Raw genomic sequence first — 14,154 nt, 5'->3', positions numbered from 1 at the left:
GGATCTGATGACGCCCTACTGGGAAACCAAGACCCTGGCCGAGATGTCGCCTTCCGAGTGGGAGGGGCTGTGCGACGGGTGCGGGCTGTGCTGCGTGATCCGGTTCGAGGACGAGGATACGGGCGAGGTCATTCCGACGCGGGTGCATTGCAAGCTGTTCGACCCGGAGGTCTGTTCGTGCTCGGACTATGCGAACCGCAAGGCCCAGGTGCCGGACTGCATCAAGCTGACGCTCGGCAATATCGAGGCGTTGGAGTGGATGCCCAAGTCGTGCGCCTATCGCCGGCTGCACGAGGGGCGGCCGCTGGCGAAATGGCATCATCTGATCTCGGGCAGTCGCGAGACGGTCCATACGGCGGGCGTGTCGGTGCGGGGCCAGACGATTTCGGAGCTGTCGCTGGCCGAGCCGGAGGATGCGCTGGATTTCGAGGCGCCGGAATGGACGGTCGAACGGGGCCTGGAGCGATAGGGTAGCACCCCCTAGCCAGCGCAATGACGCTGGTTGAAAGGCTGCGAAAACAGACCGTTGGCGAATTATGTGGGCGTTCTTCCGGCCTGAGGACGCTGGTCGGCTATGGTTTGGGCATGACGGGAAATCGGGACGACGGAGAGGGCGGCTGCGGCGGCGCGCGCGAGACGGCTGCGTCTTGCGCCGGGTGGATCGAGCCCCTGTTCCTGATGATGAAGGCCAAGATCGAGGAGACGGCCAAGAGCGTCTGCGAGACCGACGTCAAGGACGCCGCCGTCGCCGAGAAGGTCGCGCGCCAGATCGGGGTGATCGCGCGGTCGGCCAAGGCGGTCGAGGCGATGCGACTGCTGTGCCTGAGCGACAACGAAGAGGACGAGATGGGTGGACGAACCTACGACCCCGCAGACGACGAGCGAATCCGACAGGAACTGGTCGTCGAGCACGAGCGGCTTGATCGGATTCTGGAAGAGAAGAACGCTGAGGCAGCTGAAAGGGCGCGAGCTAAGGCTGCATCGCAGCCATTGTCGGGTGGCGAAGCACCAGTGTTCGCCGACGGATGATGACCTGAAGACCTGGCTGCTGCTGGGCGGCCGGGGGTCGGGCAAGACCTTCGCCGGGTCGGTCTGGATCGACATCATGGCGCGCGAACTGCCCGGCATCACCCTGGCCCTGGTCGGCCCCGCTCTGCACGATGTGCGCGAGGTGATGGTGGAGGGGGCGTCGGGGATCAAGACGCTGGCTGAGCCGGGCGACCGGCCGCGTTGGGAAGCGGGGCGGCGTCGGCTGGTGTGGAAAAATCAATCGGCGGCCTATGCGTTTTCGGCCGAGGATCCCGATAGTCTGAGGGGGCCGCAGTTTCATGCGGCCTGGGCGGACGAGTTCTGCGCCTGGCGACGGCCGGAGATGGTGCTGTCGAACCTGAGGTTCGGGCTGCGGCTGGGGTCCGATCCGTTGCTGGCGGTGACGACGACGCCCCGGCCGATCCCGGCGCTGAGAAGGCTGATGGCCGAGGCCGGGACGGTGACGGAGCGGGCGGCGACGGCGCTGAACGCGCAGAACCTGTCGCCCGGCTTTCTGGCGCATCTGAACGACGTCTATGGCGGGACGCGGCTGGCGGCGCAGGAGCTGGAAGGCGTGGTGGTCGAGGGGGAGGGCGCTCTGTTCCGCATCGCGGACCTGAAACGGGCCAGGGGCGGGCGACCGGCCGAACTGGACCGGATCGTCGTGGCGGTCGATCCGCCGGCGACCGCGACGGGAGACGCCTGCGGCATCGTGGTCGTGGGGCGAAAAGGTCGCCAGGCCTTCGTGCTGGCCGACCGGACGGTGCAGGGACGCTCGCCCCAGAGCTGGGCCGGGGCGGTCAGCGCGGCGGCGCACGAGTTCGGCGCGCACGAGGTGGTCGCCGAGAGCAATCAGGGCGGCGACATGGTGCGCTCGGTCCTGGCCATCAGCGCGTGTCCCTGTCGGATCGAGATGGTCCACGCCTCGCGGTCCAAGGCGGCGCGGGCCGAGCCGGTGGCCCTGCTCTATGAACAGGGGCGGGTGGTCCACTGCGACGCCTTCCCGGCGCTGGAGGAAGAGATGCTGGGGCTGGGCAGCGAGGGCGGACCCAGCCCGGATCGGGCCGACGCCCTGGTGTGGGCGATCACGCGGCTGATGCTGGGGCCGCAGTCGGCGGGACCGCGGTTGCGGGGGCTTTAGAGCCTCAAGATTTCAACGACAGGAGAGACGATATGCCGGCCATTCCCGAGCGGGACGGATTGCTGAACCATGGGCGCGACGCGGGCGGGCCGGCGCGGCGCGCGGCGGCGGTCTCGCCCAGCGATACGGCCGATCTGACGACCTACGCCAAGGCGCTGTATGTCGGTGGGGCGGGCAATGTCCGTGTGCTGACGGTCGGGGCCGAGGACGGGGACGCCGTGACCTTCGCCAACCATCCGGTGGGGTGGTTGCCGGTGCAGGTGCGCCGAGTGCTGGCGACCGGGACGACGGCGACGCAGATCGTGGCGGACTTCGACTGATGTCGGGTGTCGAGATCGGAGCGGCGACGGCGGCGCCGGGCGGGGTGCTGGCCGGTGTCTTGGGTGGGGCGCGGTTCGCCGTGCCCGACCTGCCCGTCTGGTCGGCGGCGGTCAGGGCCATGCAGGCGGGCGGGCGCGAGGCGCGGCTGCTGTGCATCGGCGACAGCGTGACGCAAGGCTACGGCGCGGTCTCCGGCGGCTGGACGCCGAACGGACGGGCGAGCGCCTGGCCCGAGCGGCTGGCGGCGATGATGAGCGGGCGGGGCCTGCCGGCGGCGTCGGCGTCGGTCGCGGGGGCGGGTGCGGCGGATGGGGCCAGCGGAGGCTATTCCAGCTATGACCCGCGCGTGACGATTGGCGCCGGGTGGGGCGTAAATGCCCTGACCGGGATGGGGGCAAGCTGTTCTCGGGCGCGGCGTCGTCGACGGGCGTGTGGAGTTTTCAGCCGGACCGGCCGGTGGATCGGTTCGACCTGTGGGCCGTGACCAATACGGCGCTGGGGGTGCTGACGGTCGAGACGGACGGCGCAGTGCGGGCGACGGTAAGCACCACCAAGGCGGCGTCGATGGAGGTCACGACCGTGGCGTTTCCCGAGACGACCGGACCGGTGAGCGTGCGCTGGGCCTCGGGCGGGGCGGTGTTCATCGCCGGCGGGGTCGCGTGGCGGTCAGATGTGAAGCGGGCGCGGGTGATCAACGCCGGGTGGGGCGGGGCCCGGATCGCGGACTGGATCACAACGGATCAGCCGTACCGGGCCTATGGGTCGATCCCGGCGGCGGCGCCCGATCTGTCAGTTGTGTGCCTGACGATCAACGACTGGAATGCGGGGACGGCGGTTGCGACCTACAAGGCCGGGCTGGGGACGCTGGTGGATCGGTGCCTGACGACGGGGGACGTGCTGCTGATGACGGGTTGTCCGTCGGACCCGGCCCAAGGCAAGGCGAGCTATGCGGCGCAAGCGGCTCTGAGGGATGCGGTTTTCGAGGTGGCGGCGACGCGGGGATTGGCGGCGCCCATCGACGGGACGGCCCTGTTCGGCGGCAGTTTCGCCGGCGGGCTGATGTTCGATTCCGTCCATCCCAATGCGGCGGGCCAGGCGAGGATAGCCGAGGCGGTGCGGGCGCGGATGATGATCTGAGGTTGTCGTGCGCGCTCGCGCGGTGGTAACCGTGGCGGATGGGGGAGCGGTTCTACGGGGTGCAGGCGCTGCGGTTCGCGGCGGCGACGGCGGTGGTCGTCACGCACGCCGTGGATCTGGCCGGGACGCGGCTGGGGCTGGAGACGGCGCTGGTCGGCGGGACGCTGGAGAACTTCGGCACCGTGGGCGTGGATTTGTTCTTCGTCATCAGCGGCTTCATCATCGCCACGACGACGCAGGGGCAGACGGGCGTGGGCGCCGCCGGGGCTTTCCTGTGGCGGCGGTTTCGGCGGGTGGCGCCGATCTATTGGCTGCTGTCGCTGCCGATCCTGATCGGGATGGCGCGGGGCGGGACGCTGAGCCCGGAGGTGGCGGCGGCGACGTTCCTGTTCTGGCCGTTCAGCGGGCTGGAGATGACGTTTCCGGCGCTGGGGCCGGGGTGGACCCTGTGTTTCGAAATGCTGTTCTACGCCGGGTTTGGATTGGCCATAGCGGGCGGCCGGCGGGTCGGCTGGGGGCTGGTCGGGGCCTATGCGGCGATGCTGGCGGCTGGGCTGGTGGTGGCGGCGCCGGTGCTGAGGTTCTGGGGCGCGCCGATCATTGTGGAGTTCTTGTTGGGCGTCGGGATCGCCTGGGTGTGGCGGTCGGCGCCGCGTCGGTTGGGGCTGTGGGCGGTCGGTCTGGCGCTGGCCGGGTTCGGGCTTGGTCTGGTCTTCGGCTATGACGGCGTCGACGATGTGCGGGCGCTGAACGATCCGTGGAACGGGTTGAGGCGCATGGTGATCTGGGGGTTGCCCAGTGCGCTGCTGGTGTTCGGCGTGGTGCGGATGGAGCGGACGGATCGGGCTCCGGGACGGCTGTCGCGAGCGGCGGCCTTCATGGGGGATGCGTCCTATTCGATCTATCTGGTCCATGTGCTGGTGATCCGGGCCCTGGGAAGGCTGTTCGAGAGCGGGATGGTCGGCCTGCCGGGGGATGCGGTGGTGGGGCTGACCGTGATCGCCAGTCTGGCGGCGGGGGCGGTTGTGCATGTGTGGATCGAGCGGCCGATGCTTAAACTTATGCGCCCCTGTCCCGGCGGGAGAGGGCTTGAGCGTCCGAGAGCGTAGCGATCGGTCAACGCGAAAGGGTGAGGGGCGGGGGGTGCGAATGGGCCCTCCAAACGACCCTTATCCGGCTCTTCGAGCCACCTTCTCCCATTGGGAGAAGGAACAAGACATCTGAGGAGATTGCGATGGTTTCGATCCGGTGGCCGTTTGGCCAGGCGGGGCGCGTGCGCGCGCCTGAAGGCAAGGAGAGCCGGGCGGGCGGAGTGATCGCCTTGTCAGGGGTGGGACGGCCGCGGTGGACGCCCAACGACTACGCCAGCCTGGCGCGCGAGGGGTATCAGAAGAATGCGGTGGCCTATCGCTGCATCCGCATGATCGCCGAGGCGGCGGCGGCTGCACCGTTCGCGGTGTTCGTGGGCGGGGTGCGCGACGACGCCCATCCGCTGGCCAAACTGATCCGTCGGCCCAATCCCGAACAGTCGGGGGCGGAGCTGATGGAGGCGGTCTATGGCGCGCTGCAGGTGTCGGGCAACGCCTATGTCGAGGCGACCGGGGATGCGGACGGGGACGGGGCGCCGGACGAGCTGTGGGCGCTGCGCTCGGATCGGGTGAAGGTGATCCCGGGCCGGTCGGGCTGGCCTGAAGCCTGGGATTATTCTGTGGACGGACGGTCGGTGCGGATCGGGCGCGCGGCGGACGGCTGGGCGCCGGTGATGCACCTGAAGCTGTGGCACCCGCTGGACGATTGGTACGGCCTGTCGCCGCTGGAGGCGGCGGCGCAAGGGGTGGATGCGCACAATGCGGCCGGCGCCTGGAACAAGGCGCTGCTGGACAATGCGGCGCGGCCGTCGGGGGCGCTGGTCTATGGGGCGAGGAACGGCGAGCGGCTGACGGACGGACAGTTCGAGGCGCTGAAGGATCAGCTGTCTAACATCTATGCCGGGGCGACCAACGCTGGGCGGCCGATCCTTCTGGAAGGCGGGATGGACTGGAAGCCGCTGAGCCTGACGCCGGCGGAGATGGATTTCACGGCCGGCAAACATGCGGCGGCGCGCGAGATCGCCCTGGCCTTCGGGGTGCCGCCGCAGCTGCTGGGGATACCGGGGGATGCGACCTACGCCAACTATCGCGAGGCCAATGCGGCCTTCTGGCGACAGACGGTGATCCCGCTGGTGAAGAAGGCGGCGGGGGCGATGACGGGCTGGCTGGGCGAGCGGTTCACGGGGTGCGAAATCCGCGCGGACCTGGATGCCGTCTCGGCGTTGCAGCCCGAGCGGGACGCCCTGTGGGCGCGGTTGGAGGCGGCGAGCTTCCTGACCGACGAGGAGCGCAGGCGGATGGCGGGGTTGGGGGCATGACCGAACACCATATCCGGCGCGTGCCGACGGCGCTGCTGATCGCCGTCGTGGTGCAGACGGTGGGCGGCCTGGTCTGGGCCGGTGGCGCCGCGGCGCGGATCGCGACGCTGGAGCAGCGGGTCGGGGAACAGAGGCTGGTCGCCGAACGGCTGGCGCGGCTGGAGGTCCAGGGTGAGGCGACGGCGGCGGCCGTGGAGCGGATCGAGCGTAGGTTGGAGGGGAAATGAGTGGCGAGTGGCGAGTGACGAGTGGCGAGAAAGAAGAGGTAGTGCGACGCGGCTCGCCACTAACCACTCGCCACTCGCCACTCCTTATAGAAGGCTACGCCTCGCTGTGGGGCGTTGCGGATCTGAACGGGGACGTGGTGCAGGCGGGGGCCTTCGCGGACAGTCTGGCCAAGACGGGCGCGGCAGGGGTGCGGATGCTGAATCAGCACGATGCGCAGGCGCCGGTCGGGGTTTGGGAGCAGATCGTCGAGGATGCGCGCGGCCTGTTCGTGCGCGGCCGGATCGAGGACTGGTCGGCCGAGGCGCGGTTCGCCGGGGCTTTGAGCCGGGCCGGGGCGCTGGATGGGCTGTCGATCGGCTACCGCACGGCGCGGGCCCGGCGTCAGGGACGGCTGAGGGTGCTGAGCGCGGTCGAGCTGTGGGAAGGTGTCGCTGGTGACGTTTCCGATGCTGCCGGGGGCGCGGTTCAGTTCGGTTTGAGGGTCGGGCAGAGACTTGGAGACGACGACGGCCGGTGGCGCATCCATGGTCTCTCCGCAATGTTGACCCGGCATGACACGCACAGCCACTGCGCGCCCGGAGTCGGATCGTCTGGGATGAAAGAACAATCCAAACACGGCGCCTCCCCTTCTGACTTTGAGTTGGGAAGCGAAGCCGGGGCCGCAAGGCCTTGCCGTTTTCAGTTCGGCTTGAGGGCCTGAAAAGCGCCGTTGCGGTCGAGGGTTTCGGCGAGGGCGGCCATCTGGGCGCGGCCCTTCTTGCCGTGGAGATAGCGCAAGGCCCAGCCGGCGAGCACCAGGCCGAAGATCCAGCCGACGTGCAGCACGAGGTGGGCGAACAGAACGAAGACGCCCGCCAGCGCATAGGCGCCGAGATAGACCAGGGCCAGCTTACCGCCGCGCGAGGCCATGGGGTTGGACAGGCCGGCGATGATCTCGGCCACGCTCGGCGCTGCGGCGGCGGCCGGCAGGGCGTGATCGGCGGGCTTTGACGCCGGTTGGGGCGCGGGTTTGGATTGCGCTTTCGGCGCGGCCTGGGCGGCGGGCGCAGCGGCCGGTCGGGCGGCGGGTTTGGGCCTGGGCGAGATCGGATCGGGCGCGCGCCGGGCGGGGCGGAACAGGATCGATCGGCCGGCTTCGTCGACGGTGAAAATCTCTTCGAAGGCGGTGGTGGAGAAGTCGATGGCGCGGGTGTCCTGGCCGTAGCTCTGGCCGTGCAGGGCCGTCAGCCGGCCCTGGCGCAGCTCGATCTGGAAGCCGACAGGGTCGGGCAGGCCGGCGACCATCGCATGGACCGTGCCGAACAGGCCGGTGGCGTCCGGGTTGGCGGTCGCGCGGTCTGCATCGACGACGATCTGGGAATAGAGGCCGGCGCCGGTGTTGCGACGCAGGCCCGGCGAACTGGCGGCGACCTGGGCCCGAAGGTCCGGCACGCTGTCGCCCATCTGCCAGATCATGGCGTCCATCACGGCGCTTTCGAGGGGCGGCAGGTGGGACATAGGGCGCTAGGACGACTTGGATGCAGCATTGCGACGCAGCACCAAAACCATGATGCCGAGGATCAGGACGAATATGGCGATCTGCGCCGCGCGGTAGGGCAGGCCGCTTCCGCCCTCAGCCTCAGCGCCGCGATGCAGGGCGGTCAGGACGATATCGGCAATCGTGTAGACGATGACCGGAACGCAGATGGCCGCCGCCCATGGCCAGCGGGCCAGGCGTCGCGGCCCTGCTGAAAGCGTGCCGGGCGGAAAGAGGATCGCGAAAAGGATCAGCGCGGCTGCATGAAGCAGCGGGCTGTAGAGATCGGCTTCGACGAAGATCGGCGCGGGCATGAAACGAGCCTAGCGGTCGCCTGAAGCTGCCGCAATCACAGGTTTCGGGCGGCCGATGACGGCCGCTCGCGAAATGGGAAGGTCGCGACGCGGCCGCCCCCTCCACCGCCTTCGGCGGTCCCCCTCCCCCGCATCGCGGGGGAGGATCGTTTCAGCAGGAGACACCATGAAAGAGACCAAACAGGCTTCGGGCCAGCCCGAGGCGCGCGATGTCGTGCGCGAGATGATGGCGGCGTTCGAGGCGTTCAAAGGGGCGAACGACGCCCGGCTGGGCGAGATCGAGAAGAAGGCGGCGGCCGATGTGCTGCTGGAGGAGAAGGTGGCGCGCATCGACCAGGCGGTCGCCTCGGCCCAGGCGCGACTGGATCGGGTGATGAGCCAGAGCCGTCGACCGGCGATTGGAGGCGAACCGGCCGAGCCGGCGTCTGCGCCCGAGGCGAAGGCGGCGTGGGACGGGTATCTGAAGACAGGTCAGTCTGGCGCGCTTGAGGTCAAGGCGGGGCTGTCGGGCGGCGCCACTTCGGGCGGCTATGTCGTGCCGTATGAGACCGAGCGGGCCATCGAGCGACGTCTGATGGCGGCCAGTCCGATGACGGCGTAGTGAAGAGTGCGAGTTAGCAAGGGGTGAGCAAGACGGGTGCAGTCGGCGCCTAGGCTCACTTCTGCGCTCACTGGCACTTTTCACCTTCCTAGACATGGAGGTGATACATGGCGCAGCCGGTGACGGTGGCGGAGGCGAAGCTGTTTCTGAGGGTCGAGCATGAGGTCGAGGACGGCTTGATACAGACCCTGATCGCGGCGGCCCAGGCGAAGGTCGAAACGGATGTGGGGTTAGGCCTGACGTCCACCTCGCCGGCGCCGCTGAGGCTGGCGATCCTGATGCTGGTGCTGCGGGCCTATGAGCGGGGCGAGGCGGTGGAGATCGAGCCGGTGGAGGGCTGGATCGCGCCTTACCGGGTGGTGCGGTTGTGAGAATCCTGGCGGGCCTGTTTCAGCCGGTGGAGGCCGAGACGCCTTACGGCGGGCGCAGCGTGTCGTTCGAGGCCGTGGGGTCGGCCTGGCTGAAGTGCGGGGCGCGTCGGCGCACCGAACGCGGCGAGGGCGATCAAAGGCGGGCGGTCGAGACGATGGGCGCGGAGGCGCGGGCGGACGCCCGGCTGTCTGTCGGCCGCGTGCTGAGGTTCGGCGGGGCGGACTGGCGGATCGTCTCTGTCGAGGATGCGCGGCCGGGGCGTGCGAAGCTGGATTTGGAGCGGGTGCGATGAGGGATCATGAGAGCGCGCTGCAGAAGGCGGTGGTCGCGGCGCTGAAGGGGGATGCGGCGGTCGAGGCACTTCTGGGCGGGCGGGTGTTCGACTTCGCCGCTCTCGGGGCGCCGGAGGGTGCCGAGTTTCCGCATCTGGTGATCGGGCGGTGCGAGAGCCGGCCCGTGGCGGCCGATGGGGGCGGGGTCGAGCAGAGGCTGACCCTGACGGGCGTGTCGCGGTTCGCCGGTTCGGAAGAGGCCAAGGCGGTGGCGGCGGCGGTTCGGGCCTGTCTGCACGAGGCCGTGCTGGAGGCCGACGGCGTGCGGACGGCGACGCTCAGGGCGACATTCGCGGACACGTTCCGCGCGGGCGACGGGCGGCGGACCTATGCGGTCGTGCGGCTGAGGGCGGTGACTGAGGAAGTGGCGAGTGGTTAGTGGCGAGTGGCGAGCTGGTCTGGAAGGCGGACGCATCGGGGTGACCCATTACGACGACGATCTTTCTCGCCACTCGTCACTCGCCACTAACCACTCATGAGCAAAGCGAGGACAAGATGACGGCACAGGCCGGCAAGGACATGCTGCTGAAGATCGAGGGCGCCCCAGTGGCGTCTCCGGGCGTCTTCACGACGGTGGCGGGGTTGAGGGCGCGGACGATCTCGCTGAACGCCAAGACGGTGGATGCGACCGATGGCGACAGCGCCGGGCGGTGGCGCGAGCTGCTGGCGGGCGCGGGTGTGAAGTCGGCGGCGGTGTCGGGGCAGGGCATTTTCCGCGATGCGGCGTCGGACGCCTTGGTGCGCGAGGCCTTCTTTGATCAGGCGGCGAAGCGGTGGCGGCTGATCGTGCCGGACTTTGGGGTGCTGGAGGGGCCGTTCCTGGTGGCGGCGCTGGAATACGCCGGCGAGCACGAGGGGGAGGCGACGTTCGCGCTGAGCCTGGCCAGCGCCGGGGCGATTGGGTTCAGCGCGATATGAACGGCGTGCGGGGCGAGGTGGTGGTTATCCTGGGCGGCGCGCGGCGTCGGGCGTGTCTGACGCTGGGGGCGCTGGCGGAGATCGAGACGGGGCTGGGCGTCAATGGGATGGCGGCGGTCGCGGAGCGGATGAAGACGCTGTCGGCGCGGGATCTGATGATCGTGCTGGCGGCGGTGTTGCGCGGCGGCGGGGAGGTCGAGCCGGAGGTGGCGGCGGTCGATCCGCGCGAGGCGGCGGTCGCCGTGGCGCAGGCGTTTGCGGCCGCTGCACGATGACGCCTTGGGGCGAGATGTTGCGGCTGGCGGCGGCGATCGGCGTGGCGCCTGATGCCTTCTGGCGTCTGTCGTTGAGGGAGTGGCGGATGTTGACGCAGGCGCCGCGCGGCGCGGCGCCGCTCGGGCGCGAGGGGCTGGCGCGATTGATGGAGGGTTGGCCGGATGGCGGATGAGTTCGGGCGGGACGGGATCGATCAGGTCGCGCTGAGAGCGGCCGAAGCCGGGGCGGCGCTGGAGGCGTTGAAGGCGCCGGCGCAGGAGGCGGCGGACGCCATCGAGGCGGCGTTCGGGCGGGCGGGCGACAGCCTGACGCGGTCGCTGGCGCGGGCGGCGGCGGACGGGGAGGTGTCGCTGGCCGAACTGGCGCGGGCGGTGCTGAACGCCGTCAATGCGGCGGCTGGCGCGAACGGCGGCGGCTTGAGCGCGGCGATCCAGTCGGTGATGTCGAGCTTCGGCGGCGCGCGGGCGGACGGCGGGCCGGTGCTGGGCGGCGCCGCCTATCTGGTCGGCGAGCGCGGGCCGGAGGTGTTCCGGCCGACGACGGGCGGCGAGATCGGGCCGGTCGGCGGCGGGGGCGTGACGGTCAATGTGGCGGTGGACGGCGGGGCGCCGGCCCTGCTGCGCTCAGAGGCGCAGATCGCCCAGATGCTGGCGCGGGCCGTCAGCCTGGGCGCGCGGAGGATGTGATCGACGAGTGGCGAGTGGTTAGTGACGAGTGGCGAGGGACGACGCGGATGCGGTTTGTCTCGCCACTAACCACTCGTCACTCGCCACTTTCAGCTTATTCGCCCTTCGGGTTCGGGCCGAAGCGGTTTTCGCCCTTCTGGCTGTCGGCGATGCCGATCCACAGCAGGAAGGCCAGGCCCAGCAGACCGGCGATGGCGAACAGGCCGAAGGCGGGGCCCATCAGGGCGAAGACGGCGGCCGGGTTGCCCTCGTAGTAGTCTTCCGAATAGCCGTTGGCGACGGCGGCGGCGATGACCATGGCGAAGCCGGCGAAGAAGGCCACGACCGAGCCGACCCAGGGAATGGCGATCAGCCAGCCGGTCTTGCCCATGTCGTGCAGGCGCTTCACCGAAATGGCCAGGTTCGGCCAGATCAGCACGATGCCCAGCAGATTGATGAAGGGGATCCAGCTGATGACGACGTTGACGCCCAGCAGGATCAGCCAGCCGATCCAGAAATGGCTGCGGCGGATGCGGCCCTCGAAGGACAGGAACAGCTTCTGCCAGTCGAAACCGGCCACGGCGGTCGAGGTCGAGCTGGCGTAACCGCCGGCGACGCCGGTGGTGGTGGGCGAACCCGCCAGGATCAGGATCTGGGTGGCGGCTGAGCCCTCGGGCACGAAGTCGACGCGGACGCCGGCGGCGGGCACGGCCGGCGATTGCAGCGCGGCCGAGGTGAAGTCGTAACGGGCGCCGTCGTCGCCGCTGATCAGACCGACGCCGGTCGTGGCGTCGTAGCTGAGAATTTCACCGCGCACTGAGATCTCCATGACTGGCGCCCAAGCCGGCGCGGCGGCAACATCGCCGACCCGTGCAATCCCAGCAACCCGAAAAGGTCAAGCTGGCCGATCCTGACGCGTTTGTAATGCGCGCGACCCCATGGGCGGCGCGCCGTGGACGTTCGCGTCGGGTTGCGAGGGCAGGAGACTGACGATGAAGGTGAACAGGCCGCCGACATAGGGGACGAGGCCGATCAGGATCAGCCAGCCGCTGAGCCCGACATCGTGGAAGCGACGGATCGTGACGCAGACGTAAGGAACGATCAGCGCGAAATAGACGAGGGCGACGATGCAGATCCAGGCGACGCCCCAGGCCTCCATATCGTAGCCGGCCTCGGCGTCGAGGACGGCCAGACCGATGATCGGCATGAAGGCGAGCATCAGGATCAGGAAGTGGAACAGGGCGAAGGACCAGTATTCCTTTCGCCGCGCCCGACCGTGGCCTTCGATATAGAGGTCGGAGATGCAGCGGACGAAATAGCCCCATAGGCCCAGGTCCGGTTCGGGGGCGTATACGGCCGGCCCCAGAGGGCCGTCACGCAGCACCATCAGGCTGAGCGCCTGGTCGTCCTGAACCACGAAATCGACGCGGCGGCCGGGTTCGAGACCGGCGGCGGCCGAGGTGAAAGCGTAGCGCTGCAAGTCGTCGCCGCTGATCAGACCTTCGCCGGTCGTCGGATCGTAGCTGAGAATTTCGCCGCGCAAGGCCGTGTCCCGCAAAGACGCGGCGTCGGCGCCGCCGCCAAGGTGTGGACCGGGCGGGCCGCATTGCACAACAGGAGAGTGTTGATGGACGCCTTTCACGAGGTGCGCCTGCCGGCGCGGCTGGCGTTCGGCTCGACCGGCGGGGTGGAGCGTCGGACGGAGATCACCACGCTGGCGTCGGGGTTCGAGCGGCGCTCCACGCCCTGGGCGCTGGGGCGCAGGCGGTATCTGATCGGGGCGAACCTCAGGTCGCTGGACGACATGGCTGAGCTGGTCGCCTTCTTCGAGGCGCGGCGGGGGCGCCTGTACGGGTTCCGGTTGAAGGACTTCGCCGATTTCAAATCGTGCGCGCCGGGCGGGGTGGTCTCGGCCGAGGATCAGGGCCTGGGCATCGGCGACGGGGTTCGGACCGCGTTCGATCTGGTGAAGCGCTACGGCGATGTTGAGCGGCCGATCGCCAAGCCGATCGAGGGATCGGTGCGGGTCGCGGTGGGCGGTGTCGAGACGACGGCCCTTGCGGTCGACTTCGCCACCGGGCGGGTGACGCTGGAGCGCGCGCCCGAGGCGGGCGTCACGGTGACGGCGGGGTTTCAGTTCGACACGCCGGTGCGGTTCGATTCCGACCGGATCGAGACGACGCTGGAAAGCTTCGAGGCCGGACGGATGGCGGCGGTTCCGCTGATCGAGGTTCGGGTCTGAGCCATGCGCAATATACCGAATGAAATGGCCGCCCGCATCGAGAGCGGGGCGGCGACGCTGTGCCATGTCTGGCGGCTGCAGCGGGCCGACGGGGTCGTGTTGGGGTTCACCGATCACGACCGGGACCTGGTGGTGGACGGGGTCGTCTGTCGGGCGGCGAGCGGCTGGACGGCAGGGGCGGGCGAGAGCGCGGTCGGGCTGGCGGCCGGGTCGGTTTCGGCGGCGGGGGCGCTGGACGACGCGGCGATTACGGAAGCGGATGTGGCGGCGGGTCTGTTTGCTGCGGCGAGGGTGGAACTGTGGCGCGTGGACTGGGCGCGGCCGGATCTGAAGGTACGGCTGTGGTCGGGGGCGCTGGCCCGGATCAAGCGTGAGGGAGACGGGTTCGTCGCAGAGCTTGAAGGGCCGCTAGCCAAGCTGGAGCGGGTGGTCGGGCGGGCCTACGGGCGGATGTGCGATGCGCGGCTGGGGGACCAGAGGTGCGGGGTCGCGGAGCCGGCGGGGCGGGTCTGCGACAAGCGGTGGGAGACCTGCGTCGGGACGTTCGGGAATGGGTCGAACTTTCGCGGATTCCCGGATGTGCCGGGGGATGACTTCCTGACGGCCTATCCAGCCGGGAGTGCGCAAAACGACGGCGGGAGCCGGCGGTGAGCGG

22 protein-coding genes and 2 pseudogenes are annotated in these 14,154 nt (G+C 69.6%); 20 read left to right on the top strand and 4 right to left on the bottom strand.

The window, feature by feature from the left end; all coding sequences use genetic code 11:
• Positions 1-7: 7 nt before the first annotated feature.
• The 10 genes and pseudogenes from Q9R14_RS09275 to Q9R14_RS09230 all read left to right on the top strand — a co-directional run bounded on the left by Q9R14_RS09275 (position 8) and on the right by Q9R14_RS09230 (position 6,742).
• Positions 8-469: a YcgN family cysteine cluster protein gene (locus tag Q9R14_RS09275; protein ID WP_306002157.1), complete on the top strand. Its 462-nt coding sequence runs from the start codon at positions 8-10 to the stop codon at positions 467-469.
• A 116-nt stretch (positions 470-585) separates the two neighbouring features.
• Positions 586-1,029: a hypothetical protein gene (locus tag Q9R14_RS09270; RefSeq protein WP_306002156.1), complete on the top strand. Its 444-nt coding sequence runs from the start codon at positions 586-588 to the stop codon at positions 1,027-1,029.
• Positions 998-2,170, top strand: a complete 1,173-nt coding sequence (locus Q9R14_RS09265; protein WP_306002155.1) for a DNA-packaging protein — start codon at positions 998-1,000, stop codon at positions 2,168-2,170. Before Q9R14_RS09270 ends, Q9R14_RS09265 begins: the two co-directional genes overlap by 32 nt.
• A gap of 32 nt (positions 2,171-2,202) precedes the next feature.
• Positions 2,203-2,490 carry a hypothetical protein gene (locus tag Q9R14_RS09260; protein WP_306002154.1) on the top strand — a complete coding sequence of 96 codons (288 nt, stop codon included), beginning with the start codon at positions 2,203-2,205 and terminating at the stop codon, positions 2,488-2,490.
• Positions 2,490-2,975: a hypothetical protein gene (locus tag Q9R14_RS09255; protein ID WP_306002153.1), complete on the top strand. Its 486-nt coding sequence runs from the start codon at positions 2,490-2,492 to the stop codon at positions 2,973-2,975. The genes Q9R14_RS09260 and Q9R14_RS09255 overlap by 1 nt, the downstream gene beginning before the upstream one ends.
• The gene (locus tag Q9R14_RS09250; protein WP_306002152.1) at positions 2,948-3,628 is read left to right on the top strand and encodes an SGNH/GDSL hydrolase family protein; all 681 of its coding nucleotides are present in this window, start codon (positions 2,948-2,950) and stop codon (positions 3,626-3,628) included. The genes Q9R14_RS09255 and Q9R14_RS09250 overlap by 28 nt, the downstream gene beginning before the upstream one ends.
• A gap of 38 nt (positions 3,629-3,666) precedes the next feature.
• Positions 3,667-4,737 carry an acyltransferase gene (locus Q9R14_RS09245; protein WP_306002151.1) on the top strand — a complete coding sequence of 357 codons (1,071 nt, stop codon included), beginning with the start codon at positions 3,667-3,669 and terminating at the stop codon, positions 4,735-4,737.
• A gap of 125 nt (positions 4,738-4,862) precedes the next feature.
• Positions 4,863-6,035, top strand: coding sequence for a phage portal protein (locus Q9R14_RS09240; protein ID WP_306002150.1), 1,173 nt, complete (start codon positions 4,863-4,865; stop codon positions 6,033-6,035).
• Positions 6,032-6,262, top strand: a complete 231-nt coding sequence (locus Q9R14_RS09235) for a hypothetical protein (protein ID WP_153926101.1) — start codon at positions 6,032-6,034, stop codon at positions 6,260-6,262. The genes Q9R14_RS09240 and Q9R14_RS09235 overlap by 4 nt, the downstream gene beginning before the upstream one ends.
• A 41-nt stretch (positions 6,263-6,303) precedes the next feature.
• Positions 6,304-6,742 (top strand): annotated as a pseudogene (locus Q9R14_RS09230) (HK97 family phage prohead protease).
• Positions 6,743-6,941: 199 nt separating this feature from the next.
• Here Q9R14_RS09230 and Q9R14_RS09225 read toward each other — a convergent pair.
• Together Q9R14_RS09225 and Q9R14_RS09220 are read right to left on the bottom strand one after the other, a co-directional pair.
• Positions 6,942-7,760 (bottom strand): hypothetical protein, encoded by an 819-nt coding sequence (locus Q9R14_RS09225; RefSeq protein ID WP_306002149.1) that lies wholly within the window; start codon positions 7,758-7,760, stop codon positions 6,942-6,944.
• Between the two features lie 6 nt (positions 7,761-7,766).
• Positions 7,767-8,093 carry a hypothetical protein gene (locus tag Q9R14_RS09220; protein WP_306002148.1) on the bottom strand — a complete coding sequence of 109 codons (327 nt, stop codon included), beginning with the start codon at positions 8,091-8,093 and terminating at the stop codon, positions 7,767-7,769.
• Positions 8,094-8,259: 166 nt separating this feature from the next.
• Between Q9R14_RS09220 and Q9R14_RS09215 the strand changes: the two are divergent.
• The 8 genes and pseudogenes from Q9R14_RS09215 to Q9R14_RS09180 form a co-directional block, all read left to right on the top strand.
• Positions 8,260-8,685, top strand: a pseudogene (locus Q9R14_RS09215) (phage major capsid protein); the annotation flags it as partial.
• A 116-nt stretch (positions 8,686-8,801) separates the two neighbouring features.
• Positions 8,802-9,065, top strand: coding sequence for a head-tail connector protein (locus tag Q9R14_RS09210; RefSeq protein ID WP_306002147.1), 264 nt, complete (start codon positions 8,802-8,804; stop codon positions 9,063-9,065).
• Positions 9,062-9,358, top strand: a complete 297-nt coding sequence (locus tag Q9R14_RS09205) for a head-tail adaptor protein (protein ID WP_306002146.1) — start codon at positions 9,062-9,064, stop codon at positions 9,356-9,358. The genes Q9R14_RS09210 and Q9R14_RS09205 overlap by 4 nt, the downstream gene beginning before the upstream one ends.
• Entirely contained in the window at positions 9,355-9,777 is a 423-nt protein-coding gene (locus tag Q9R14_RS09200; RefSeq protein WP_306002145.1) for a DUF3168 domain-containing protein, read from the top strand. Before Q9R14_RS09205 ends, Q9R14_RS09200 begins: the two co-directional genes overlap by 4 nt.
• A 116-nt stretch (positions 9,778-9,893) precedes the next feature.
• Positions 9,894-10,316 (top strand): phage major tail protein, TP901-1 family, encoded by a 423-nt coding sequence (locus tag Q9R14_RS09195; RefSeq protein ID WP_137721056.1) that lies wholly within the window; start codon positions 9,894-9,896, stop codon positions 10,314-10,316.
• On the top strand, positions 10,313-10,591 hold the full coding sequence (locus Q9R14_RS09190) for a GTA-gp10 family protein (RefSeq protein ID WP_306002144.1): 279 nt from the start codon (positions 10,313-10,315) through the stop codon (positions 10,589-10,591). Before Q9R14_RS09195 ends, Q9R14_RS09190 begins: the two co-directional genes overlap by 4 nt.
• Positions 10,588-10,764, top strand: a complete 177-nt coding sequence (locus tag Q9R14_RS09185; protein WP_306002143.1) for a phage tail assembly chaperone — start codon at positions 10,588-10,590, stop codon at positions 10,762-10,764. The genes Q9R14_RS09190 and Q9R14_RS09185 overlap by 4 nt, the downstream gene beginning before the upstream one ends.
• Entirely contained in the window at positions 10,754-11,278 is a 525-nt protein-coding gene (locus Q9R14_RS09180) for a phage tail tape measure protein (RefSeq protein ID WP_306002142.1), read from the top strand. The genes Q9R14_RS09185 and Q9R14_RS09180 overlap by 11 nt, the downstream gene beginning before the upstream one ends.
• A gap of 94 nt (positions 11,279-11,372) precedes the next feature.
• On the opposite strand, the gene Q9R14_RS09175 is transcribed toward Q9R14_RS09180, so the two are convergent.
• Positions 11,373-12,074, bottom strand: coding sequence for a DUF805 domain-containing protein (locus tag Q9R14_RS09175; RefSeq protein ID WP_306002141.1), 702 nt, complete (start codon positions 12,072-12,074; stop codon positions 11,373-11,375).
• Positions 12,075-12,152: 78 nt separating this feature from the next.
• Positions 12,153-12,800, bottom strand: coding sequence for a DUF805 domain-containing protein (locus Q9R14_RS09170; RefSeq protein WP_306002140.1), 648 nt, complete (start codon positions 12,798-12,800; stop codon positions 12,153-12,155).
• Positions 12,801-12,884: 84 nt separating this feature from the next.
• Here Q9R14_RS09170 and Q9R14_RS09165 point away from each other — a divergent pair, with 84 nt between their 5' ends.
• Complete coding sequence (locus Q9R14_RS09165) at positions 12,885-13,499, top strand: DUF2460 domain-containing protein (RefSeq protein ID WP_306002139.1); 615 nt, start codon at positions 12,885-12,887, stop codon at positions 13,497-13,499.
• Between the two features lie 3 nt (positions 13,500-13,502).
• A complete protein-coding gene (locus tag Q9R14_RS09160; protein ID WP_306002138.1) occupies positions 13,503-14,150 on the top strand; it encodes a DUF2163 domain-containing protein in 648 nt (215 codons plus the stop codon).
• Positions 14,151-14,154 lie beyond the last annotated feature (4 nt).

This window comes from Brevundimonas sp. C43, from assembly GCF_030732185.1.
GTDB classification, from domain to species: domain Bacteria; phylum Pseudomonadota; class Alphaproteobacteria; order Caulobacterales; family Caulobacteraceae; genus Brevundimonas; species Brevundimonas diminuta_C.
This window is presented reverse-complemented; position numbering and strand designations above follow the sequence as displayed.